Source organism: Streptomyces sp. NPDC045955 (assembly GCF_056430805.1).
The window spans coordinates 330,720-353,352 of record NZ_JBWKKY010000001.1; the positions used below are offsets into that span (position 1 = coordinate 330,720).

Sequence of the window (22,633 nt, forward strand, 5' to 3'; positions counted from 1 at the left end):
GCGCGGGTTCACGCCCGGGGGGCGCGGGTTCACGCCCCGGGGGGCACGGGTTCACGCCCGGAGGTAGCGCCAGTTCACGCCCCGGGGGGCACGGGTTCACGCCCGGGGGTAGCGCGCCAGCCATCCCGGGGAGGCGCCCGCCGGGCTGTGCAGGGCCGGGCCCTGGGTCATCTCCATGGCGAAGTCGTCGGCCAGCTCCAGCATCGTGGGACGGCCCTCCAGCTCGGCCAGCCAGGCCGGGGGGAGGGCCGTCTCGCCGTGCAGGGCCCCGAGCAGCGCGCCCGTCAGTGCGCCGGTGGCGGCGGAGGGGCCGTCGTGGTTGACGGCGAGGGTCAGTCCGTGCCGGACGTCGGCGGCGACGAGGGCGCAGTACACGGCGGCACCGACGAGGCTCTCCGCCGTCCCGGCCCCGCACAGCTCCGCCACGCGCTCCGGCCCGGGCAGCCCCTGCCGTACGGCACCCAGCGCGTGCTGGAGCGCGTCCGACACGGGCTGGTGTCCGGGCCGGGCGGCCAGCAGCGCGAAGCCCCGCTGCACGGCGCCGTCGAGACTCTCCCCGAGGGCGAGCGCGTGCACGATCACGGCGTACGCGCCCGCCGCGAGATACGCCGTGGGGTGGCCGTGGGTCTGCGCCGCGCACTCCACCGCGAGCTGGACGACGAGCTGCGGCTCCCAGCCCACGAGCAGCCCGAACGGGGCGGACCGGGCGGCGGCCTCGGGCCCGAGCTCACCGGGGTTCTTGGGCGCCTCGGGGGTCCCCATGGTCGCGTCGGCGAGCCCGAGGAGCAGCGCCTTGCTCGGGTCCCTGCGCGCGTACAGCCACTCCTCCCGCGCCAGCCACCCGTCGTCCTTGCGCCGCAGGTCGGGCCCCCAGTCGCGCTGGGTGGCGGCCCAGCGCAGATAGGCCCGGTGCAGGTCGGTGGGCGGATGCCAGGCGCCGGTGTCCCGCCGCACCTGGGCGCGGATCAGCCCGTCGACGGAAAAGAGGGTGAGCTGGGTGAGATGGGTGACGGCGCCGCGTCTGCCATAGGCGGGAGCCAGATCGACCAGCCCCTCCGCCCCGTACGCCTCCCTGATCCCGTCGATCCCCAGCCCGTCCACGGGCGCGCCCAACGCGTCCCCGACGGCCAGCCCGAGCAGCGTGCCGCGCACCCGGCTGCGAAAGTCCTGCTGCTCCGTACGCCCCCAGACGGCACCGGCAGTCGCACCCACCTTGACCTCCCAGGGACCGTCCATACGTACGACAGCTCAGCACTGTAATCGAACGGGGCCGACGGGCCGCCCGCAGTGCGTTCACTTTCCATTCATTGCAACGAGCACTCGCGGGTTGTTGCTTTGATTTCCAAGCCGTTGCAACGATTCTGCCGCTCTGACTTGCATATTCCGTGTCTACTCACCATGAAGCTGTTGCCGCATCCACGAACGCAACGTAGCTTTTCCATCGTTCGAAACGACGAGTCAGAGGAGAGCACAATGCCGAAGTTCGACACTCCCGCCCCGGTCACCGCGGTCCTCGACATCCCCGCCGGACGTGTCCAGTTCATCGCCGCGGACCGCGCCGACACCACCGTCGAGGTTCTGCCCGCCGACCCCGCCAAGAGCCGCGACAGCAAGGCCGCCGAGCAGACCGCCGTCACCTACGCCGACGGTGTCCTGCGGATCAGGGCCTCGGCCGCCGCCGGCCGGCTCCTCGGCCCCTCCGGAGCCGTGGAGGTCACGGTCCGGCTGCCCGCGGGCTCCCGCGTCGAGGCCAGGGCCGACAGCGCCGAGCTGCGTGGCGTCGGGCGGCTCGGCGACATCGTCTTCGAGGGCGCGTACCGCCGGATCAAGATCGACGAGGCGCAGAGCGTCCGGCTCACCGCGAGCGACGGCGACGTCGAGGTCGGCCGGCTGGGCGGCCCCGCGGAGATCAGCACCGCGCGGGGCGACATCCGGATCGCCGAGGCCGTGGGCGGCACGGTCGTGCTCCGCACGCAGTCCGGTGACATCTCGGTCGTGGCCGCCGCCGGCGTCTCGGCCGCCCTGGACGCGGACACCGGCTACGGCCGTGTCAGCAACGCCCTCAAGAACGACGGCACCGCCGGACTCGACATCCGCGCCACCACCTCGCACGGCGACATCACCGCCCGCAGCCTCTGAACGAACAGCGCCAGAACTGTCCGGCCGAGCCCATCACCAGGGGGAGACATGACGAAGAACAGCACGTCCGCGACCGGTTCGACATGGACCGGCATGGTGCCGGTCGACGACACGGCCCTGGCCGTCACCGACACCGGCGGGGCCGGGATCCCGGTGGTCTACCTCAACGGCCAGTTCGCCACCCAGGGGTACTGGCGGCGGGTCATCGCCGAACTGGGGGCGGGGTGGCGGCACATCACCTACGACGAGCGGGCCCGCGGCAGGTCGAAGCGGTCGGCGGACTACTCCTTCGGGGCCGCCGTCCGGGATGTCGATGCCGTTCTCGCGGCCCGGGGTGTGGAGCGGGCGCTGGTGGTCGGCTGGTCCTACGGGGCGGTCGTCGCGGCGCACTGGGCCGACCGGAATCCGGAGCGTGCCGTGGGGGCGGTCCTGGTCGACGGCGCGTTCCCGTACGACTGGCTGGACGAGGCCATGGAGCAGCGGATCCGGAAGCTGTTCCGGCGGCTGGGCTGGTTCATGCCGCTGCTGCGTCCGACGGGCCTGGCCCCGCGGATGACGGCCGAGCAGCAGGCCGAGAGCAACATCGAGCTCGGCAGGCTGTCGCGGGAGCGGGAGCTGGGGCCCGTGCTGGGCGGCATCACCGTCCCGGTGCGGTACGTGGTCGCCTCGGGGACGTCCTTCGGCAGCCGCGGGGACGAGCAGGAACGGATCCGTACCGGCCTCGACGCGGTGACGGCCCAGAACCCGAACATCCGGATCGCCGCGAAGGTCGCCAGCAATCACGGCGCGATCCTCAAGAAGGACTTCCGGGCCATCGCCGATGCCACCCGCGAGGTCGCCGCCCTCGACGGCGGAGGGCGCTGAGGACCGCCGTCCGGATTCCGGCCCCAGGGGGCACCTCCTTCGCAGGCCGTTCAGCCGGCGAGGACCGGTCCCAGCACCCCACGGTCGGTGTCCGAAAGGCGCTCCAGCGCACCGGAGTCCAGTTCTCGGACCGTTTCCACATCGGCCCGGGCCTCCTCGAACCGCCCCATGAGCGCGTGCAGGACCGCACGGCGGCACAACGCCCAGACGTACCCCGGCCGGAGTTCCACCGCCCGGTCCAGGTCGGCGAGGGCCTCCGCGTGGCGGCCGAGGTTGGTGTGGGAGGCGCCCCGGCTCGCGTAGGCCGAGGCGTAGGCGGGGTCAAGGGACAGCGCACGGTCGAAGTCGGCGACAGCCTCCTCGTCGCGGCCCTGGGCGCGCAGCGCGTCACCGCGTTCGCAGCGGGCCCAGGGCCAGTCGGGGTTCAGGGCGAGGGCGTGGTCGAGGTCGGCCAGCTGGCGTCGGGGGTCGGCCAGCGCGCGCCAGACCCGGGCGCGGCGGGCGAGCGCCCAGGCGTAGTCCGGCTTGAGGTCCAGGGCACGGCCCAGGTCGCGGAGGGCGGCGTCCAGGTCTCCGTGGCGCTCGTGCGTGGCTCCCCGGGAGGCCCAGGCGAACTCGTTGGCCGTATCGAGGCGGATCGCTTCGCTCAGGTCCCGGACGGCCTCGGCGTGGTGCCGGGCGAGCCGGTGGTGTTCGCCGCGCAGGGCGACGTACCAGGAGTTGTGCGGCTCCAGCGCGACGGCCCGGTCCAGGTCGGCGATCGCGGCGTCGTCGTCGCCCAGCTCCCTGCGGATCCCGGCCCGCTGACGGTAGGCGACGGCCAGTTCCGGATCCAGGGCGACGGCCCGGTCGTACTCGGCGAGGGCCTGCGGGAACGCGGCCCGGCCGCGCAGCTCGTCACCCCGTACGACCCGGGCCCGGGCCTGAGTGGGCACGTCGAGCACCGCGCGGCGCAGGAGCAGGCCGAGTGCGGTGAGGATGCCCTCCGCGTCGAGGGCCGCCGTCAGTTCGGTGCCCCACTCGGCCACCGCCGCCGTGTCCGCGTCCTGTCCGGCGTCCACCAGCACACGCGCCCACTGCGCGGCCACGCCCGCACCGGCGTCGCAGGCGTGGACGAAGTCCCGCAGCGCCTGCGCCAGCGCGTCCCGCTCACCGGCGCAGAGGAGGTGGTACACCTCGGCCAGGCGCAGGTTCCGCCACGTCTCGTCGGCCCACGGCTCAGCCCCGCCGGCCTCGGTCTCCTCCCGCCAGCCGCCGAACGTCCCCGCCAGGTGCCGCTGCCGTTCGGCCCACCCGCGCGGCGACCGGCTGCGCTGCGCGCGCAGCATCGGTGCCCGTACGACGTCGTGGTAGCGCAGGCGTCCTGCGCCGCGCTCGACGACGAACGGCATGCTCCGCAACCACGCGTAGAGCGGCTCCAGTTGCTCCTGAGGGCAGTCGGTGACCGCCCGGAACACGTCCGCGTCCAGCCATCTGGGCAGTGCGCAGGCCAGTGCGGCCGCTCGGCGTGCCGGGTCCCGCTCCCACCGCAGGAAGCGTTCCACCGCCGTGGCGCTCGGGTCTCCCACGTCGTCCGGGTCGGTGGGGCGGGATTCGGCGAGGGTGGAGACCAGGACGGGGAGGCCGCCGGTCAGGCGCAGCACCTCCTCGACGACCGGTTCGGCGGTGACGCCCTTGCCGGCGAGCAGGCCGCGTGCCTCCGTCTCGGTGAAGGGGGACAGCGCGACGTCCGTCACGAAGTCCGTCAGGCCGCCCCAGAGGGCCGTGTCCAGGGGGCGTTGGCCCGCCGTGACCACGACGGTCGTGGCCGGCATGGCGCCATAGCGGTCGGTGACCATCGTCTGGTGCAGCCAGTGGTCCAGATAGGGGGCCGTCCGCTCGTACGTGTCGAGGAAGAGGGCGACCCAGGGAGCCGAGGCGGCGGCATCCGTGAGTTCGCGCAGGAGCACCGGTGTGAGCACCTGCTCCGGGGCGAGGACCAGCCGCACGTCCTCGTGGTCGCGGAAGCGGGCCAGCACGCTCTCCCGGAACCGGTCCACTCCGCCCGCGAGTTCCTCGGAGTCGAGCATGCCCGCGAGGGGGCCGACCACCGGGACCATCCCCAGCGCGACCGTCCCGGCCCGGGCCACGATCCTGCCGCCCACCGAGGGGCCCGCGTCCTCCGCCTGTGCGTCCAGTGCGGCGAGCGCGGCCAGTTCCGCCTCGTGTCTGCGTTCGTCGTGGGTGGCGAGCATGCGGTCGAGTTCTTTCAACCGGCGTCCCTGCGCGGTGAACTGGCGGCTGATCTCCGCCATCACCTCCGGCACGCTGCCGGCGCTGTCGTCCACGTACGCGGTCAGCGCGCCCTGTTCGCGGGCGATCTGCTCCAACTCCCTCAGGAGGAAGGTCTTTCCGACGCCCGCGTTGCCGTGGACGTGGAAGCGAAAGCGGTGGCGTTCGTCGTGCGGAGGGGTGCCGAAGTTCGCGCGGAACAGGGCCCGTTCAGCGGCCCGGCCGACGAAGCCGGCGCGGGTCCGCTGCCGTATCAGATCCTGCATCGAAGGCCTGGCCTGCGCCATCCGTTCGTCCCCTCGCCTCGCCCGTCCGGCTTCCGCCGTCATTGTGTCGCGTCGGCCACCGCCGCTCGGGAAGAATGATCGCCATGGCCACCTCCTCCACTTCACGCCGCGGCGCGCTGCCTCTGGCCGCCGCCCTGCTCACCGCCTCCGTCGCGCTCTACATGGCGCTGGTCGCGTTCGGGAACATCACCGACTTCGGCACCAACCAACAGTTCGTCCGCCATGTTCTCGCCATGGACACCACGTTCAAGGACGAGGACCTGATGTGGCGGGCCGTCACCAGTACGGGACTTCAGGACACCGCCTACGTCCTGATCATCGTCTGGGAGACCGTCGCCGCGCTCGTCCTCATATACGGCACCTGGCTGTGGGCCAGACGTGACCAGCAGCAGGCGCGGCGGATGTCCACCTACGGGCTGCTGATGGTGCTGCTGCTGTTCGGGGGCGGGTTCATCGCGATCGGCGGTGAGTGGTTCTCGATGTGGCAGTCGAAGAGCTGGAACGGGCTGGACGCGGCGACCCGGGTGTTCCTGTTCAGCGGGCTCGTCCTGATCGTCAACCACCTGCCGTCCAGGCAGTCGGAGCCGGCTGCCTGACGTCGGGCTCTACTTGACCACGGTCACGGTCGTGCCGACCGTGCCGAAGGCCCACAGTGCCGTGCCGTCCGCCTTCCGCATCCTGACCCCGCCCGTCTTGGCACCGGAGTCGGCGGGCGGCGGCGAGGCGCCGTCGACCGCGTTGGAGAAGGCGACGGAGACGCCGGACTTCGCGGCGAAGTACATGATGTGCTCGATCCGGACGCCGTCGGAACCGGTCGTGGCCTCGTTGCGGGAGGACACCGTGTACGTGCCGGGGTCGGGGCTGACCGTGCCCGGCCACACGGCGAACGTACGGCGGGTCGCCTCGCTCGCGTCGACCAGCCACACCCGCTTCTCGCCGAGGGAGTAGACGATGCGCCGGCCGGTGCCGGAGCCGTCGGGGACCCGGGCCGGAGCGGACGCGGTGGGGGTGGGCTGCGCACCCGCCGACACCGAGGCGCTCGGCTTGGCCGAGGTGGCGGCGGGGTGGGGGCCCTGGTCCGCCTGCACGGCCAGGACCGTCACCGCGGCTATCGCTCCCACGGTCAGCCCGGTCACCCAGGCCCACGAAGGAAGTCGGGCAGGCACGGGCACGCATCTCCTCAGTCACGGGACCCCGCAGAACAGGGGTTCCGATCATCGTACTGCGCGCCTGTCGCTCCCCAGGCGGCTCAGGGTCCGTCGACGGTCTTCCGGACCGGGACGGGACCGGTGCCGGCGCCGTGGGCGGTGTAGAGCGGGGTGCGGACGGGGGCCGGGTAGGAGAGGTGCACGAGCCGGGTCTGCTCCTGCCGCATGTGCGTGAGGGACTCGAGGATGTAGCCCACGAGCAGGACGAGCGCGGCGATGGTCATGATCGCGGCGGCGAGGATCGCCGTGGGGACACGGGGCACCGTGCCCGTGCGGACGAAGTCGGCGATGACGGGGATGCCGAGGACGACCGAGATCAGGGCCAGGAGGCCGGCGATCACGGTGTGGACGAGGGAGGGGCGCTCCCGGCGGGCCAGGTCGAGGATGACCCGCAGGATGCGCCAGCCGTCCCGGTAGGTGCGCAGCTTGCTCTCGCCGCCGGCGGGCCGGACCCGGTAGTTCACGACCACCTCCGCCGTGGGAAGGCGCAGGTGGAGGGCGTGGATCGTCATCTCGGTCTCGGTCTCGAACTCCCGGGCCAGCGCCGGGAAGGACTTCACGAAGCGGCGGGAGAAGACCCGGTAGCCGCTGAGCATGTCGGTCACGTCGTTGCCGAACAGGGACCGCACGGCCCCGGTGAGCACCTTGTTGCCGACCGCGTGTCCGGTCCGGTAGGCGCCGTCGTCGGTCACCCGGCGGGCGCCGACGACCTGGTCGTAGGGCCCTTCGAAGAGCAGGTCCACCATGTGCCGGGCGCGCGAGGCGTCGTAGGTGTCGTCGCCGTCGATGATGAGCAGGGCGTCGGCGTCGACGTCGGCGAAGGCGCGGCGGATGACGTTGCCCTTGCCCTTGCGGGGCTCCTGCCGGACGATCGCGCCCGCCGCGCGGGCGACCTCCACGGTGCGGTCGGTGGAGGCGTTGTCGTAGACGTAGACGACGGCCTCGGGGAGGGCCGCGCGCAGGTCGCGGACCACCTTGCCGACGGCCGCCTCCTCGTTGTGGCACGGCACGACACACGCGATCGTCGGTTCCACGACCACTCCCCACTCCTCATCTGAGCCGGTGTCGGATATTCGTATGTGGGGAAATCATGCGATATGCGCGTGCCCATGAGGCGGGGGCGCGCCGGGTGGCTACCCTCGCTTTGTGCCGGTTCTCGCCTCTGTGACACGTTCCGTCCGTGATGCCGTCCGGGGTATCTGGCGTGAGGCCGCGAAGTTCTCCGTCGTCGGGGCGCTGGCCTTCGTCGTGGACAACGGCGGCTACAACCTGCTGGTCTTCGGTCTGCCCGGCGGCGCTCGGGGCGGGCCGATGGGGGGCTCTCCCGTCCAGGCGTCCGTCGTCGCGACGGGTGCCGCCGCGCTCTTCAGCTGGGCCGGGAACCGCTACTGGACCTACCGCCACCAGCACCGCGAGCAGGTCTCCCGCGAACTGGGCCTGTTCCTCGTCGCGAACGGCGTCGGACTCGCCATCACCGCGGGCACGGTCTTCGCGTCCCGGCACCTGCTCGGGCTCGACTCGGCGCTCAGCGACAACACCGCCCGCATCCTCGGCTGGGTGCTCGCGACGCTGTTCCGCTTCTACGCCTACCGGCGCTACGTCTTCGTCGCACCCTGAGCCGTGGGCAACCGGCGACCCGCTAGCATCCGACATATGGGACAAATGCCGTGGTTGCCGCGTGCGCGGCGCTGGGTCTGGGGGCTGGCCGCCGTCACCGTGGTCTGCTGCCTGGGCACGATCCTCGTGTTCGCCCCCGGCTACCTGAGTCCCGACAGCCTCGACCAGCTCCGGCAGGCCGAGGGGAAGACGCCCCTGACCGACTGGCACCCGCCCGTGCTGAGCCTGGTGTGGCGTGCGCTCATCGCGGTGACCGGCTCGATCGCGTCCATGCTCGTCCTCCAGGCCGTTCTCTTCTGGGGAGCGCTCTGGGTGCTGGCCTGGTGCGTCTGGGAGCTGACCGCGAGCCGCGGCGGTTCGCTCGCCGTGCTCGGCCTCGGTCTGGCTCCCTTCGTGCTGACGTTCGTCGGGGTGGTGTGGAAGGACGTCCACGTGGCGGTCGCACTGCTCGCCGCGTGCGCGGTCGCGCTCACCGGGCTGCGGCTGCGGGACCACCGGCCTCCTCGTCCCGCCGTGCGGTGGGGGCTGCTCGGGCTGGGCGTGCTGTTCCTCGCGTACGCCATGCTGGTGCGCAAGAACGCCTTCTTCGCCGCGCTCCCCGTCTTCGTCATGCTGGTCCTCGCCCTGTGGCGCGCTCCCGGACGCCGTACGTGGCTGACGTGCACGGCGGCGCTCGTGGCCGCCCTGGTCGTGCCGACCGCCGCCATCTCCCTGTTCGCGCGGCCCCTCGGGACGAAACAGGAAGCACAGATCATGCTCGACGACCTGGTCCACGTGCTGAAGGTGGACGAGCTCCGGACGGCGGACGTGCCCCCCGGTCTCAGGGACCGGCTCGTGGCCGCCGCGCAGGAGTGCGAGCGCGCCGGGGCCCTGTCGGACGCCTACTGGGCCTGCTACGAACGCCCCGCGGACGGGCTGCGCGGGGACTCGGGGGAGATCACGTCCCTGTGGCTGCGCGAGATGAGCGGGCATGTGCCGGACTATCTCCAGTACCGGCTGCGGCTCTTCACGACTCTGCTGTTCGAGACCGACGATCCGTACAAAGCGGGGATCAGCCGCAACGATCTGGGCATCGAGGTGGCGCACCCCCGGCTGGAGGACATGCTCGGCACGTACGTCAACGGCATGGTGACGGACGTGCGGTGGTTGTTCCGCGGGTGGTTCTGGCTCGCCGTCGCGCTGGTGCTGGCCATCCGCCCGGGCAGGGGTCGGTTCTCGATGCCGGCCCGGGCGCTGGGCATCAGCTCGGCGGCCTACATCCTCGGCTATCTGCCGATCATGCCCGCGACGGACTTCCGCTACGTCTACTGGCCGGCGATCGCCTGCACGCTCGGCCTGCTCCTGCTCTGGCTGGGCCGGGACACGGCTCTCCCACCACCGAAGAGCCCCGGCACCGCGCCCGACCGTGCCATGACGCCACACCATCCGGCGGACGCCGGAGGTCAGTAGGGCTCCGTAAGTTGTTGGGCGGCCCGGGAGGGTTTGCGAGCCGCCCCCAGCAATCTAGGAGTTCGGCCAGAACTGTGCGACGTAGCGCTCGACTCCGTGCACCACACCGTGCCGGGTCTGCGCAGATGCCGCCTCGCGGCCGGTGCACACCACTCGCACCGTCCAGGCGCCCGGACCGTCCGACAACTCGATCGTCTCTGGCATCGGTCCTGTCGCCACCCCCCTGGCGCGCAGCTTGCCCGAAGAGCAAAAGATGCCGGCCAGGGCCATCTCGTCCCACTCTCCGGCAGGCACGGCCGGCTTCCCGTCCCAGGTCTCCACCGTCAGGGACGCGGTGTGGGTGTGCCCGGCACTGTAGAAATCAAGGCGCCCAGGGTGAGCAGTGAGGAACGTGCCGCTCTCGAAATCCTCGGGGAACAGCACAGGAACCTGCGTGTCGTCGAAGTCCTGCAAGGCCCACCCGTTGTAGTCCACATTCACCGGATACTCCTGGCGCCTGATCAGGCTGGCCACATCACCCACTCCTCGTCGTCGTCCGGTGCGAGGGGCTCGCTTGACTCGGTCATGGAGGCTCCCGGCCGGTGGCTCAGTCCAGTACCGGCAGGAGTTCCGGCAGGTGGCCGTCCGATGCCTGCGCCGCCCGCTGCCGCTCCTGCGGGACCTCCCCGTACAGGGTGTTCCGGGGTTTCGCCGGGCGGCCCGCGGCGTCGGCCACCGCGATGAGGTCCTTGACCGACTTGTACGAGCCGTAGGAGGAGCCGGCCATGCGGGAGATGGTCTCCTCCATGAGCGTGCCGCCGAGGTCGTTGGCGCCGGAGCGGAGCATCTCGGCCGCGCCCTCGGTGCCCAGCTTCACCCAGCTGGTCTGGATGTTGGGGATGTACGGGTGCAGCAGCAGCCGGGCCATGGCCGTGACCGCGCGGTTGTCCCGCATGGTCGGGCCGGGGCGGGCGATGCCCGCCAGGTACACGGGCGCGTTCGTGTGCACGAACGGCAGCGTCACGAACTCGGTGAAGCCGCCGGTGCGCTGCTGGATGGACGCGAGGGTGCGCAGGTGCCCGAGCCAGTGGCGGGGCTGGTCGACGTGCCCGTACATCATCGTCGAGGACGACCGGATGCCCAGCTCGTGGGCCGTCGTCACGACGTCGATCCAGTCCGCCGCGGGCAGCTTGCCCTTGGTCAGGATCCAGCGGACCTCGTCGTCGAGGATCTCGGCGGCCGTGCCCGGGATGGTGTCCAGGCCGGCCTCCTTGGCCGCCGTCAGCCACTCCCGGACGGACATACCGGTGCGGGTCGCGCCGTTGACGACCTCCATCGGTGAGAAGGCGTGCACATGCATGCCCGGCACGCGTTCCTTCACCGCCCGCGCGATGTCGAAGTAGGCCGTGCCGGGCAGGTCCGGATGGATGCCGCCCTGCATGCACACCTCCACCGCGCCGACGTCCCAGGCCTGCTGGGCCCGGTCGGCGACCTGGTCCAGGGACAGGGTGTAGGCGTCGGCGTCGGTGCGGCGCTGGGCGAAGGCGCAGAACCGGCAGCCCGTGTAACAGACGTTGGTGAAGTTGATGTTGCGGGTGACGATGTAGGTGACGTCGTCACCGACGGCCGACTTCCGTACGTCGTCGGCGACCCGCGCGAGGGCGTCCAGGGCCGGGCCGTCCGCGTGCAGCAGGGCCAGCGCCTCGTCGTCGGTGAGCTTCGTGGGATCGTCGGCCGCCGTGCGCAGGGCCTGCCGTACGTCGGTGTCGATGCGCTCCGGTGCCATGCCCGGTGCGGCCGCCTCGCGCAGGGCTCCCCAGTCGCCGTACACCTCGTCGAAGTCGTCCCGGCGGTCGGAGGTACGGCCCTCGCTGTCGATCGAGGAGTGCAGGTCCGTGCGGCCGGACGCGACGAAGACCTCCTCCGGCTCCTGCCAGGGCAGGCCCTCGGGGAGGGCCTCCGGGCGGGCCAGGCCGGTCTCCGGGTCGGCCAGCGCCGCCACGTGCGGGCGCAGCCGCGGGTCCAGCCACGGCTCGCCGCGCCGCACGAACTCCGGGTACACACAGAGGCGTTCCCGCAGTTCGAACCCGGCGGCCCGGGACTTCTCGGCGAGCTGCTCGATCTGCGGCCAGGGCCGCTCGGGATTGACGTGGTCGATGGTCAGCGGGGACACCCCGCCCCAGTCGTCGATGCCGGCGCCGATCAGCCGCTCGTACTCGTCGTCGACGAGGTTGGGCGGGGCCTGGATGCAGCCCGAGGGGCCCATGAGGAGGCGGGCGACGGCCACCGTGGCGACCAGTTCGTCCAGTTCCGCGTCGGGCATGCCGCGCATCGCGGTGTCCGGCTTGGCGCGGAAGTTCTGGATGATCAGCTCCTGGACGCCGTGGTACGCCCGGGAGACCTTGCGCAGCGCGAACAGGGACTCGGCGCGCTCCTCATAGGTCTCGCCGATGCCTATGAGCAGCCCGGAGGTGAAGGGGACGGAGGAGCGGCCCGCGTCCTCCAGGACGCGCAGGCGGACAGCCGGTTCCTTGTCGGGCGAACCGTAGTGGGGGCCGCCCGGCTCGGACCAGAGCCGGGTCGCGGTCGTCTCCAGCATCATGCCCATGCTGGGCGCGACGGGCTTCAGCCGCTGGAAGTCGGTCCAGGACATGACGCCCGGGTTCAGGTGCGGGAGGAGTCCCGTCTCCTCCAGGATGCGGATGGAGATGGCGCGGACGTAGGCGATGGTGTCGTCGTAGCCGTGCGCGTCGAGCCACTCGCGCGCCTCGGGCCAGCGGTCCTCGGGCTTGTCGCCGAGGGTGATGAGGGCTTCCTTGCAGCCCAGGGCGGCGCCCTTGCGGGCGATGTCCAACACCTCGTCGGGGGACATGAACATCCCGTGGCCCTCCCGGCGCAGCTTGCCGGGGACGGTGACGAACGTGCAGTAGTGGCACTTGTCCCGGCACAGCCGGGTCAGCGGGATGAAGACGCTCTTGGAGTACGTGATGACGCCGGGCCGGCCGGCTGCCTCCAGGCCCGCGTCCCGCACCCGGGCCGCCGAGGCCGCCAGGTCCTCCAGGTGCGCACCCCGGGCCTGGAGCAGGACGGCCGCCTCGGCGACGTCGAGGGAGACGCCGTCCCTGGCCCGTTTCAGGGCGCGACGCATGGAGTTCTCGGTGGGGCCGGTTCCGGAGGTCGCGGAAGTCGTCATCCTTCGAGCATACGATCGCGCTGATCAGCTCGGCCGGAGCCCGGTCAGTGGAAGGCCAGCCACCCGATGCCCAGGGCGGACACGAGACCGCTGAGGGCCACGGCGAGGGGCCTGTTGCGGTGCAGGGCGAACCAGACCAGCGCGGCGGTCACCAGTACGGCCGATGTGCCGATCGAGGCGCGCAACAGCCCCTGGCTGTAGCCGTATTCGGTGAAATGCCGCGCGAGCCACGCTAACCAGGCAAGCCTCATGGCGCCGTGCTCTCCCCCTCTGCCCGGACCGAGTTGTGCAGCGAGTTGTCAGGTACCTGGAAGATATCGCGTGAGCCCGTCGAGTGCCTTCAGCACCTCCGCCTCCCCCGCCGGCGGCAGTTGCGCCACGACCTCCTCGATGCCCAGCTCCGCGTAGTGCGCGAGCTTGCCCGGGGTGGGGTGGACGGCGTACGGCACGATCTGCAGGGCCCCGGGGTCGCGGCCCGCGTCGGTCCACGCGGTACGCAGCAGCGGCAGGGACTCGGCAAGGCCACGCCCGCCGATGGGCAGCCAGCCGTCGGCGTACTCGCAGATGTGGGCGAACAGCTTCGGCCCCGCCGCCCCGCCGAGGAGCGTGCGCGGGCCGACGACCGGGCCGCGCGGTTTCCGGACCGGTTTGGGGTACGCGTCGCTGGCCCGGACGCCGCCGAACTCCCCTTCGTACGCGACCGGTTCCTGTGACCACAGCGCCCGCATCAGCGCCATCCGGTCCCGGACCAGCTCGCGCCGGGTGCGCCACCGTACGCCGTGGTCGGCGGCCTCCTCGACGTTCCAGCCGAAACCGACCCCGAGCGTGAACCGGCCGCCGGACAGGTGGTCGACGGTCGCGATCTGCTTGGCCAGGTCGATCGGGTCGTGCTGGGCGACGAGCGTGATGCCCGTGCCGAGCCCGAGCCGCTCGGTGACGGCGGCGGCCTGGCCGAGCGCCACGAACGGGTCGAGCGTACGGCCGTACTCGCGCGGCAGCTCGCCGCCCGCCGGGTAGGGGGTGGTCCGCTCGACGGGGATGTGCGTGTGCTCGGGCAGATACAGACCGGCGAAACCACGGTCCTCCAGCTCGCGTGCGAGCCGGGTCGGGGTGATCGTCTCGTCGGTGAGGAAGATCGTCACGGCGATGCGCATGGCCTATCCATACCCGGGAGGGAATCGACTGTCCATACCGACCGGTCGGCACTCTCGGTCGTCCTCAGTCCGCCCCGTCCACGCGGCCTGTTCGGCTGTTTCCCGCCGTCGGATTCCCTTCCCTTACACGCCGGTTCACGGCTGAATACAAAGGTTGCACGCACCACCACTGCACCACCCATGTCATGTCACCGACGACACATTGGGAGCAGCAGCATGTGCGAGGACCACCACGGCGGGCTCGGCCGGCGCGCTCTGTTCGCGACGGGAGCGGCCGCCGCGCTTACCTTGGGAAGCGTGAGCTTCGCCGCAGCGGCCGACGGGGAGCAGGAGAGCAGAACGGTGCGCGGCACCCTGCCGCCCGGCTCCCCGGACTTCGTGTACGTGCCCGTCGAGGTCCCGGCCGGTGTCCGGGAGCTCAAGGTCGCCTACACCTACGACCGCCCGCCCGTCCCGGCCGGCACGACCGGCAACGCCCTCGACATCGGCATCTTCGACGACCGCGGCACCGAGCTCGGCGGCCGGGGCTTCAGGGGCTGGTCGGGCGGGGCGCGCACGGAGTTCTTCATCCGCGCGGACGAGGCGACGCCCGGCTACCTCCCGGGCCCGGTGCGCGAGGGGACCTGGCACATCGCGCTCGGCCCGTACACGGTCGCCCCGCAGGGCCTGTCGTACGAGATCACGATCACGCTGACGTACGGGGAGCCGGGCGAGGCCGTCCGGCCGGTGTACCCGCCGGACCGGGCCAGGGGCCGGGGCCGTGCCTGGTACCGGGGCGACTGCCACCTGCACTCGTGGTACTCCGACGGCCGCCGCACCCCGGCCGAGATCGGGGCGCTGGCGCGGGCGGCGGGCCTGGACTTCATCAACTCCTCGGAACACAACACCCACTCGGCGCACGCCCATTGGTCGGACGTGGCCGGGGACGACCTGCTGGTCATGCTGGGCGAGGAGGTCACGACGAGGAACGGCCACGTCGTCGCGCTCGGCACCGACCCAGGCACCTTCATCGACTGGCGCTACCGGGCCCGCGACAACCGCTTCGGCCGTTTCGCCCGCCGGATCCGCAGCGCCGGAGGCCTGGTCGTCCCGGCCCACCCGCACGCCACGTGCGTCGGCTGCAACTGGAAGTTCGGCTTCGGCGAGGCGGACGCGGTGGAGGTGTGGAACGGCCCCTACACGCCCGACGACGAGGTGACCCTCGCCGACTGGGACAGCATGCTGGTGGCGTCCGTACGGGACGGGCGCGACTGGATCCCGGCGATGGGCAGCAGCGACGCCCACCGCGACCCGGACGCCGTCGGGCACCCCCAGACGGTCGTCCTGGCCGACGACCTGACCCGGCAGGCCATACAGGAGGGCATCCGGGCGGGACGGTCGTACGTCGCCGAGTCCGCCAGGGTCGAGCTGTCGTTCCGGGCGTCCGGCGGGCGCGGGGAACACGCGGGCATCGGCGAGCGGTTGCGGGTGGACCGCGACACCCCTGTCACCGTCCGCCTGGAGGTCACGGGCGCCCCGCGTTGCACGGTCCGCTTCGTCACCGACCAGGGCGTGCTGCACACCAGCGCTCCGCTGGCGGTGTCCGGCTCGGGTGCCGTCGAGTGGCGGACGACGCCCTCGTACGCGGCGTACGTACGGGCGGAACTGCGGCACGAGGCGGCGGCGGGACCGGTGCCGGGGGCGCTGGCGGCGTTCACGAACCCGATCTTCCTGGGGCGCGCGGGCGGCTGACGCGGAAGCTCAGGCCCCGTCCGTGTCCGCCAGGTCGGCGACGACCGCCGCGTGGTCGGAGGGCCACACCCCGTCCACGGGGCCGTGGCACGCCCGCCGGACGTCCCGTACGTGGCCGAGTCCGCCGGGGCCGGGCGGGCCCACGTGGATGTAGTCGATGCGCACGCTCGGCTCGTGGGTCGGTGCCACGTACGGGTTGGCCGCGTCCCAGGTGGCGGCGGGGGCGGCCGGACCGGCGTACTCCCAGGCGTCGAGGAGGACCTGGCCGGGCACGGCCGGGGCGGTCCTGTAGCCGCCGAGGAGGCGGACCTCGTCCGAGTCGGGCCAGGCGTTGAGGTCGCCGGTGACGACGGCCGGGAAGGGGGTGTCGCCGCGGTGCCGGGCGACGAGACCGGCGAGCGCGGCGGCCTGGTCGCAGCGGACCGCCGAAGCGTCTGGGGCGGAGGCGAAGTGGGCGGTGAAGAAGGGGACTTCGTAGCCGGGGCCGGCCAGGCGGGCGTAGAGGGCCAGCCGGCCGTCGTCCGTGTCGGCCGGGGCGGGCAGCGGCAGCACGTCCCGGTCCACGACCGGCCATCTGCTGAGCACGGCGTTGCCTATGTCCACGGTGGGATCCCCGATCCGCCGCCGCCAGCGCTCCGGTGCGGGCGAGGGGGCCCAGGCGCAGTGCAGGCCCAGCTCGGCGGCCAGCCACTCGGCGAGGTTCTCGCCGTCGGCGGCCCACACCTCCTGGAGGCCGACGACGTCCGGGCGCAGTTCCCTCAGCGCCGTGAGAATCGCCTTCTGCCGCGCCTGCCAGGGCCCGAAGCGCCACCACAGGTTCCACGTCACGATCCGCATCCGCATCCGCAGCCACCCGCTCTCGTCCCGCCGCGTCAGGGATCATTGAAGCAGGAACCGTTGCAGAAACCGTGAGAGCTTCGTGCGAAGGAGACCCCCGACGATGTCCCGCCTCGCCGACCTGAGGTTCCGCGCCGCCACGTCCTTCCAGCGCCGCGTCAACCCGCTCATGCGGCGCCTTCCCCTCCAGGCCGTCCTGGAGACGAAGGGCCGCGTCTCGGGCCTGCCCCGCCGCACCCCGGTGGGCGGCCGCCGCGCCGGCGACTCCTTCTGGCTGGTGTCGGAGTTCGGCGAACGGTCGCAGTACGTGCGCAACATCAAGGCGGATCCGCGGGTGCGGGTACGGATCCGGGGGCGGTGGCACACGGGGGTCGCGCACCTGCTGCCGGACGACGACCCGGTGGCGCGGCTGCGGCGGCTGCCGAGGGTCAACGGGCTGGGGGTGCGGGCGTTCGGGACGGATCTGCTGACGGTGCGGGTGGATCTGACGGACTGACCACCCCCTGGCGCGCGGGCCTCACCCCGGCCACACGATCGCCTGCACCTCGCTGTACGCGTGCAGGGCGTACGAGCCGACGTCCCGGCCGACGCCGCTCTTCTTGAAGCCGCCGAAGGGGGCCTCCATGTTGCGGCCCACGGTGTTGACTCCGACGCCTCCGGCCCGCAGGCGCCGGGCCAGCCGGAAGGCCCTGGCCACGTCGGCCGACCAGACGTAGTCGATGAGGCCGTAGTCGGTGTCGTTGGCCAGGGCCACGCCCTCCTCCTCGTCCTCGAAGGGGATGACGACCACCACCGGGCCGAAGATCTCCTCGCGTGCCACGCGCATGTCGTTGGTGCAGTCGGCGAGGAGGGTCGGGGTGACGTAGCAGCCGGTCGGCAGGGCGGGGCGGTCGCCGCCCGTGACGACCCTCGCGCCTTCCTTCCGGCCGAGTTCGACGTACGACTCCACCCGGTCCCGGTGTGTCGCCGAGATCACCGGACCGACCACCGTGTCCGGCTCGCGGGGGTCGCCCACCTTCAATCGTCGCGCGTACGCGGCCAGTTGCTCGACCAGACGGTCGTAGATGCCCCGCTGCGCCAGCACCCGGGTCGGTGCCGTGCAGATCTGGCCGCTGTAGAAGGAGAACGTGGTGCCGATGCCGGAGACCGCCGAGCCGAGGTCGGCGTCGTCGAGGACGATCGCCGCGCCCTTCCCGCCCAGCTCCATCAACTGCCGCTTCATGCCGCGCCCGCACACCTCGGCGATGCGCTGCCCGACCGCCGTGGAGCCGGTGAAGCTGACCATGTCGACGTCCGGCGAGTCCACGGCCGCCTCGCCGACCTCGGTGCGGGCACCGCTGACCACGTTGACCACGCCCGGCGGCACGCCGGCGGCTTCCAGGGCCTGCGCCATGCGGTAGACGGACAGGGGGTCCTGGGGCGCCGGCTTCACCACGACCGTGTTGCCCATGGCCAGGGCGGGGGCGATCTTCCCGGCGGGGTTGGCCCAGGGGTTGTTGTACGAGGTGATGCAGGTGACGACGCCGACGGGCTGGCGGACGGCGAGTGCGCCCATGATGCCCGCCCGTCCCTCCCCCACTGCCTTAAGGGCGTGGGAGGTACCCCCAGGCCCGGCCTCGTTGATCTGCGGCGGGATCGCCCACTCGGCGGGCTCCACGCGCGCGTAGCGGCGGAAGCGGGCGGCGGCGACCCCGACCTGCATGGCGCGGGCGGTGCCGGTGGTCGCGCCGGTCTCCGCCCGGGCCAGCTCGGCGTACGGCACGAGACGGTCCCGGATGATGTCCGCGGCGCGGGCGAGGACCGCGGCCCGCTCCTGCGCGGGCGTGGCCGACCACGGCCCGAAGGCCTCGCGGGCCGCGGCGCAGGCCGCGTGCACCTGATCCCGCGAGGCCTCCGGCGCCCATCCGACGGTCTGCCCGGTCGCCGGGTCGATCACCTCGTAGTGCCCGCCGTCCGGCTCCACCCAGGAGCCGCCGACGAACAGCGACTGCCGTGCCGTCACCTCGTGCTCACCGTCTCCGTGTCCCGGCCGGAGCGCAGCACCCGCCCCGGCACGGCACCCGTCACCACGTCGTCCCGGATCGCCTCGACCCCGTTGACCCACACGGCCCGCACGCCCAGCGCCCGGGAGTCCAGCCGCGGGCTGTCGCCCGGCAGGTCGTGCACCAGGGTGGCCGGGCCGGCAGCGATCCGCTCGGGGTCGAACAGGACGAGGTCGGCGTACCAGCCCTCCCGCACCCGCCCGCGCTGCCGCAGGCCGAAGAGCCGGGCCGGGTCGTCGGTCAGCATCTTCACGGCCTGCTCCAGACCGACCAGCTTCCGGCCGCGCAGACAGTCCCCGAGGAACCGGGTCGTGTAGGGCGCCCCGCACATCCGGTCCAGATGCGCGCCCGCGTCGGATCCGCCGAGCAGCACGTCCTCGTGCCGCCAGGTCTGAGCCCGCAGCGCCCAGGACGCCGGGTCGTTGTCGGGCGGCATCGGCCACAGCACCGTGCGCAGCCCGTCGTTGGCACAGATCTCCACCAGGCACGCGAAGGGCTCCTGGCCGCGCTCCTCGGCGATGTCCTCCACCACCCGTCCGGTCAGCCCGGCGTTCGCCTCGCTGTAGGTGTCGCCGATGACGTACCGCCCGAAGTTCGCCAGCCTCCGGAAGACGCCCGCCTCCTTGGACCGGGCACGCCGCAGCATCTCGTCCCGTACGTCCGGGTCGCGCAGCTTCTCGATCCGCTCGGGGGCGGGCAGCCCGAGAACCGGCCCCCACCCGGGGATGAGGTTCAGCGCGCAGAACGTGCCCAGCGACATGTTCATCGGCGTGAGGATCGGCATGGTGAGGGCCACGACCCGGCCGCCCGCCTTCCGGGCCTGCTCGCTCGCCAGGAGCTGCCGGGGCACCCGCTCGGGAACGGCCGCGTCGATCGTCAGCACGTTCCAGTTCAGCGGCCGCCCGGCCGCCGCGCTCATCTCCACGAAGAGATCGATCTCCGCGTCGCTGAACTGGTCGAGACAGCCCGCGACGATCGCCTCGATCTGCGTGCCCTCGTGCTCCCCGACGGCCCGCGACAGCGCCAGCAGCTCGGCCGGACCGGCGTGCCGGGAGGCGACCGGTTTCCCGTCGCCGTCGGAGTGGCTGGTCGACTGGGTGGTGGACAGCCCCCAGGCCCCGGCGTCCATGGACTCCCGCAACAGCCGGACCATCGCCGCCAGTTGTTCCCCGGTCGGCTGCCCGCCGATGGCCCGCGGCCCCATCACGTACCGCCGCAGCGCACAGTGCCCCACCATGAACCCGGCGTTGACGGCGATCCGCCCCTCCAGGGCGTCCAGGTACTCCCCGAAGGAATGCCAGTTCCAGGGCGCCCCCTCCTCCAGCGCCACCAGCGACATGCCCTCGACCTTCGACATCATCCGCCGCGTGTAGTCGGCGTCCTCGGGCCGGTCCGGGTGCAGCGGCGCGAGGGTGAACCCGCAGTTCCCGCCGGCGACGGTGGTGACCCCGTGGTTGAGGGAGGGCGTGGCGTACGGATCCCAGAAGAGCTGGGCGTCGTAGTGGGTGTGGGGGTCGACGAAGCCGGGGGTGAGGACGAGTCCGTGCGCGTCCTCGCTTGTGCGTCCTTCTTGAGTGACCTCACCGATGACAGCGATCCGCCCGTCCTGTATGCCGACATCGGCGGTGTAAGCGGGGGCGCCCGTCCCGTCCACGACGGTCACACCCTTGATGACGTGATCGAGCATGAGCCCTCAACTCCCTTGAGACCTTCGCTCTATAGGGGCGCGGGGAACTGCGCGACCAGCCACACACGGGCCCGCACCCGCCAACGAATGCTCAGGCCCCTTGACGGAACCGCGACGTCCGATGCACAGGATCCGTATCGATCTTGGGAATCACGTGCTCCCCGACCAGCCGGATCGTCTGCAGGGTCTCCTCCTTCGGCACCCCCACCGGCAGCCCGAAACTCAACTGGTCCGCCCCCGCCTGCTCCCACCGCTTGCACTGCGTGAGCACTTCGTCCGGATCCCCGCAGATCAGCAGCTCCTCCTCGATGAGGACCTCCACGAGCTCCTCGGTGTACTCCGGCAGCGTCTCGGGCCACACCGGGAATCCCTCGGGCCGCGGGAACGTGTCGTGGTACCGGAACACCAGCGACGGCAGATAGTGCAGCTGTCCGTGCGCCGCGATCCGCACCGCTTCCTCGTGCGTCGGCGCGCAGATCGCCGTCGTCGTCACCATCACGTTGTCGTTGACGAAGTCACCGACCGGCTCGGCGTCCACGATCGCCGTCTTGTACTGCTCCAGCACCCACTCCATGTCGGAGACCTTCTGCACGCTGAAGCCGAGCACGCCGAGCCCCTTCTTCGCGGCCATGGCGTACGACGGCGGTGACCCGGCCGCGTACCACATGGCCGGATGCGACGGCCCGTACGGCTTCGGCAGGACCTTCCTCGGCGGCAGCGACCAGTGCTTGCCCTGGAAGCCCTGGTACTCGTCCTGGAGCCACATCCTGGGGAACTCGGCGATGGTCTCTTCCCAGATCTCCTTGGTGTGGTTCATGTCGGTCACCCCCGGCATGAACCCCAGGATCTCGTGCGAGCCGGCCCCCCGCCCACTGCCGAACTCGAAGCGTCCCTCGCTGAGGTGGTCGAGCATGGCGACCTTCTCCGCGACCTTCACGGGGTGGTTGACCGGGGCGAGCGGGTTGAAGATGCCCGAGCCCAGGTGGATCCGTTCCGTGGCGTGTGCCAGGTACCCGAGGAAGACGTCGTTGGCGGACAGGTGCGAGTACTCGTCCAGGAAGTGGTGTTCGGAGGCCCAGGCGTACTTGAAGCCCGACTTGTCGGCCTGGATGACGTACTCGGTCTCCTCCATCAGCGCCTTGTGTTCGGCGAGCGGGTCGGTCTCGGCCCGTTTGCCCACGTATCCCTGTACGAAGACCCCGAATTCCAAGGAGATTCACCGCCCCACAGATCTGTTCTGACGATCCGTCAGATTCATGGCTCCGACTGTTCCACCACCCCCCGGGAGCGTCAATACCTGACGGCCTGTCAGGCACCCGGGGAGGGTCAGATGACGCTCACACCCGCCAGCCAGCCCCCGTCGATCACGAACGGCTGCCCGGTGATGTAGGAGGAGTCCTCGCACGACAGGAACAGGGCGAGCCGCGCCACCTCCTCCGGCCGCCCGACCCGCCCCAGCGGCACGAGCTTGCGGTACAGCCGGTCGAGCCCCCTGGCCGCCTCCTCCGGGTCGGCGGCCGGGTCCAGCCGGGCCGGGTTGGACATCGCGGTGTCGATGGCGCCCGGGCAGACGGCGTTGACGCGGATCCCCCGCCCGGCCAGCTCCAGCGCGGCGACCCGGGTCAGCCCGACCACGGCATGCTTGCTCGCCGCGTACGCGCCCACCGTCGCCATGCCCGTCAGGCCGGTGTACGAGGCGGTGTTGACGATCGTGCCCCCGTCGGTCATGCCCGGCGCGACGGCCCTGATGCCGAGGAAGCAGCCGACCTGGTTGACCTGGACGACCCGCATGAACTCGTCGAGGGGTGTGTCGAGGAGGGAGTTGAAGCGGAGGATGCCGGCGTTGTTGACGAGCCCGTCGATCCGGCCGTACGCGTCCTGGGTGGCGGTGACGGCCGCCTGCCAGTCGTCCTCGCGGCCGACGTCGAGACGGACGTACCGGGCGCCGATCTCCTTCGCGAGAGCCTCGCCCTGGTCGTCGAGGACGTCCGCGACGACCACCCGGGCGCCCTCGGCCGCGAACAGCCGGGCCTCCTGCTCGCCCTGGCCGCGCGCCGCTCCGGTGATGATGACAACCCGTCCGTCGAGCTTGCCCATGGCAGCCCCCTTCGCGCGGTGGACACGGTGGACTGGGCATCGTACCGGCATACCTGACGAAGCATCAGATACAAGACC

Annotated in this window: 20 protein-coding genes; 7 read left to right on the top strand and 13 right to left on the bottom strand. The window is 72.0% G+C overall.

Annotation, left to right across the window (positions count from 1 at the left end; all coding sequences use genetic code 11):
* Nucleotides 1-96 precede the first annotated feature (96 nt).
* Entirely contained in the window at nt 97-1,212 is a 1,116-nt protein-coding gene (locus AC07F0_RS01500; protein WP_306966081.1) for an ADP-ribosylglycohydrolase family protein, read from the bottom strand.
* A gap of 261 nt (nt 1,213-1,473) precedes the next feature.
* Between AC07F0_RS01500 and AC07F0_RS01505 the strand changes: the two genes are divergently transcribed.
* On the top strand, nt 1,474-2,139 hold the full coding sequence (locus AC07F0_RS01505; protein ID WP_478972777.1) for a DUF4097 family beta strand repeat-containing protein: 666 nt from the start codon (nt 1,474-1,476) through the stop codon (nt 2,137-2,139).
* 48 nt (nt 2,140-2,187) lie between these two features.
* Complete coding sequence (locus AC07F0_RS01510) at nt 2,188-3,003, top strand: alpha/beta fold hydrolase (protein WP_478972779.1); 816 nt, start codon at nt 2,188-2,190, stop codon at nt 3,001-3,003.
* A gap of 50 nt (nt 3,004-3,053) precedes the next feature.
* Here AC07F0_RS01510 and AC07F0_RS01515 read toward each other — a convergent pair whose 3' ends face one another.
* A complete protein-coding gene (locus AC07F0_RS01515; protein WP_478972781.1) occupies nt 3,054-5,540 on the bottom strand; it encodes a tetratricopeptide repeat protein in 2,487 nt (828 codons plus the stop codon).
* Between the two features lie 104 nt (nt 5,541-5,644).
* Between AC07F0_RS01515 and AC07F0_RS01520 the strand changes: the two genes are divergently transcribed.
* Nucleotides 5,645-6,157: a DUF2165 domain-containing protein gene (locus tag AC07F0_RS01520; RefSeq protein WP_436728712.1), complete on the top strand. Its 513-nt coding sequence runs from the start codon at nt 5,645-5,647 to the stop codon at nt 6,155-6,157.
* A 9-nt stretch (nt 6,158-6,166) separates the two neighbouring features.
* Here the strand turns inward: AC07F0_RS01520 and AC07F0_RS01525 are convergent, their stop codons facing one another.
* Both AC07F0_RS01525 and AC07F0_RS01530 read right to left on the bottom strand, forming a co-directional pair.
* Nucleotides 6,167-6,733, bottom strand: a complete 567-nt coding sequence (locus AC07F0_RS01525) for a hypothetical protein (protein WP_478972783.1) — start codon at nt 6,731-6,733, stop codon at nt 6,167-6,169.
* Nucleotides 6,734-6,810: 77 nt separating this feature from the next.
* The gene (locus AC07F0_RS01530) at nt 6,811-7,809 is read right to left on the bottom strand and encodes a glycosyltransferase family 2 protein (RefSeq protein ID WP_478972785.1); all 999 of its coding nucleotides are present in this window, start codon (nt 7,807-7,809) and stop codon (nt 6,811-6,813) included.
* Nucleotides 7,810-7,933: 124 nt separating this feature from the next.
* Between AC07F0_RS01530 and AC07F0_RS01535 the strand changes: the two genes are divergently transcribed.
* The gene (locus AC07F0_RS01535; protein ID WP_436728715.1) at nt 7,934-8,386 is read left to right on the top strand and encodes a GtrA family protein; all 453 of its coding nucleotides are present in this window, start codon (nt 7,934-7,936) and stop codon (nt 8,384-8,386) included.
* A gap of 36 nt (nt 8,387-8,422) precedes the next feature.
* On the top strand, nt 8,423-9,835 hold the full coding sequence (locus AC07F0_RS01540; protein WP_478972787.1) for a hypothetical protein: 1,413 nt from the start codon (nt 8,423-8,425) through the stop codon (nt 9,833-9,835).
* 54 nt (nt 9,836-9,889) lie between these two features.
* Here AC07F0_RS01540 and AC07F0_RS01545 read toward each other — a convergent pair whose 3' ends face one another.
* From AC07F0_RS01545 to AC07F0_RS01560, 4 genes are all read right to left on the bottom strand, one after another.
* Nucleotides 9,890-10,348 carry a hypothetical protein gene (locus AC07F0_RS01545; protein WP_478972789.1) on the bottom strand — a complete coding sequence of 153 codons (459 nt, stop codon included), beginning with the start codon at nt 10,346-10,348 and terminating at the stop codon, nt 9,890-9,892.
* A 73-nt stretch (nt 10,349-10,421) separates the two neighbouring features.
* Entirely contained in the window at nt 10,422-13,007 is a 2,586-nt protein-coding gene (locus AC07F0_RS01550; RefSeq protein ID WP_478972791.1) for a bifunctional FO biosynthesis protein CofGH, read from the bottom strand.
* A 44-nt stretch (nt 13,008-13,051) separates the two neighbouring features.
* Complete coding sequence (locus AC07F0_RS01555) at nt 13,052-13,258, bottom strand: hypothetical protein (protein WP_478972793.1); 207 nt, start codon at nt 13,256-13,258, stop codon at nt 13,052-13,054.
* A gap of 48 nt (nt 13,259-13,306) precedes the next feature.
* Entirely contained in the window at nt 13,307-14,161 is an 855-nt protein-coding gene (locus tag AC07F0_RS01560; protein WP_478972796.1) for an LLM class F420-dependent oxidoreductase, read from the bottom strand.
* 216 nt (nt 14,162-14,377) lie between these two features.
* Between AC07F0_RS01560 and AC07F0_RS01565 the strand changes: the two genes are divergently transcribed.
* The gene (locus AC07F0_RS01565; protein WP_478972799.1) at nt 14,378-15,892 is read left to right on the top strand and encodes a CehA/McbA family metallohydrolase; all 1,515 of its coding nucleotides are present in this window, start codon (nt 14,378-14,380) and stop codon (nt 15,890-15,892) included.
* Nucleotides 15,893-15,901: 9 nt separating this feature from the next.
* Here the strand turns inward: AC07F0_RS01565 and AC07F0_RS01570 are convergent, their stop codons facing one another.
* The gene (locus AC07F0_RS01570; protein ID WP_478972802.1) at nt 15,902-16,729 is read right to left on the bottom strand and encodes an endonuclease/exonuclease/phosphatase family protein; all 828 of its coding nucleotides are present in this window, start codon (nt 16,727-16,729) and stop codon (nt 15,902-15,904) included.
* A 103-nt stretch (nt 16,730-16,832) separates the two neighbouring features.
* On the opposite strand from AC07F0_RS01570, the gene AC07F0_RS01575 reads away from it, so the two are divergent.
* Nucleotides 16,833-17,225 carry a nitroreductase/quinone reductase family protein gene (locus tag AC07F0_RS01575; protein WP_478972805.1) on the top strand — a complete coding sequence of 131 codons (393 nt, stop codon included), beginning with the start codon at nt 16,833-16,835 and terminating at the stop codon, nt 17,223-17,225.
* Between the two features lie 21 nt (nt 17,226-17,246).
* Here AC07F0_RS01575 and AC07F0_RS01580 read toward each other — a convergent pair whose 3' ends face one another.
* The 4 genes from AC07F0_RS01580 to AC07F0_RS01595 form a co-directional block, all read right to left on the bottom strand.
* On the bottom strand, nt 17,247-18,731 hold the full coding sequence (locus tag AC07F0_RS01580) for an aldehyde dehydrogenase family protein (RefSeq protein WP_478972808.1): 1,485 nt from the start codon (nt 18,729-18,731) through the stop codon (nt 17,247-17,249).
* Nucleotides 18,728-20,458: an N-acyl-D-amino-acid deacylase family protein gene (locus tag AC07F0_RS01585; RefSeq protein WP_478972810.1), complete on the bottom strand. Its 1,731-nt coding sequence runs from the start codon at nt 20,456-20,458 to the stop codon at nt 18,728-18,730. The genes AC07F0_RS01580 and AC07F0_RS01585 overlap by 4 nt, the downstream gene beginning before the upstream one ends.
* Nucleotides 20,459-20,549: 91 nt before the next feature.
* Nucleotides 20,550-21,668, bottom strand: a complete 1,119-nt coding sequence (locus AC07F0_RS01590; protein WP_436728726.1) for an LLM class flavin-dependent oxidoreductase — start codon at nt 21,666-21,668, stop codon at nt 20,550-20,552.
* A gap of 116 nt (nt 21,669-21,784) precedes the next feature.
* Entirely contained in the window at nt 21,785-22,555 is a 771-nt protein-coding gene (locus AC07F0_RS01595; RefSeq protein WP_478972813.1) for an SDR family NAD(P)-dependent oxidoreductase, read from the bottom strand.
* Between the last annotated feature and the right edge of the window lie 78 nt (nt 22,556-22,633).

Bases quoted from the DNA above. Each gene is read 5' to 3' on its own strand.
- AC07F0_RS01560 (WP_478972796.1), bottom strand. From the start codon at position 14,161: ATGCGCATCGCCGTGACGATCTTCCTCACCGACGAGACGATCACCCCG.
- AC07F0_RS01595 (WP_478972813.1), bottom strand. From the start codon at position 22,555: ATGGGCAAGCTCGACGGACGGGTTGTCATCATCACCGGAGCGGCGCGC.
- AC07F0_RS01520 (WP_436728712.1), top strand. From the start codon at position 5,645: ATGGCCACCTCCTCCACTTCACGCCGCGGCGCGCTGCCTCTGGCCGCC.
- AC07F0_RS01585 (WP_478972810.1), bottom strand. From the start codon at position 20,458: ATGCTCGATCACGTCATCAAGGGTGTGACCGTCGTGGACGGGACGGGC.
- AC07F0_RS01565 (WP_478972799.1), top strand. From the start codon at position 14,378: ATGTGCGAGGACCACCACGGCGGGCTCGGCCGGCGCGCTCTGTTCGCG.
- AC07F0_RS01510 (WP_478972779.1), top strand. From the start codon at position 2,188: ATGACGAAGAACAGCACGTCCGCGACCGGTTCGACATGGACCGGCATG.
- AC07F0_RS01515 (WP_478972781.1), bottom strand. From the start codon at position 5,540: ATGCAGGATCTGATACGGCAGCGGACCCGCGCCGGCTTCGTCGGCCGG.
- AC07F0_RS01575 (WP_478972805.1), top strand. From the start codon at position 16,833: ATGTCCCGCCTCGCCGACCTGAGGTTCCGCGCCGCCACGTCCTTCCAG.
- AC07F0_RS01570 (WP_478972802.1), bottom strand. From the start codon at position 16,729: ATGCGGATCGTGACGTGGAACCTGTGGTGGCGCTTCGGGCCCTGGCAG.
- AC07F0_RS01550 (WP_478972791.1), bottom strand. From the start codon at position 13,007: ATGACGACTTCCGCGACCTCCGGAACCGGCCCCACCGAGAACTCCATG.
- AC07F0_RS01555 (WP_478972793.1), bottom strand. From the start codon at position 13,258: ATGAGGCTTGCCTGGTTAGCGTGGCTCGCGCGGCATTTCACCGAATAC.
- AC07F0_RS01540 (WP_478972787.1), top strand. From the start codon at position 8,423: ATGGGACAAATGCCGTGGTTGCCGCGTGCGCGGCGCTGGGTCTGGGGG.
- AC07F0_RS01505 (WP_478972777.1), top strand. From the start codon at position 1,474: ATGCCGAAGTTCGACACTCCCGCCCCGGTCACCGCGGTCCTCGACATC.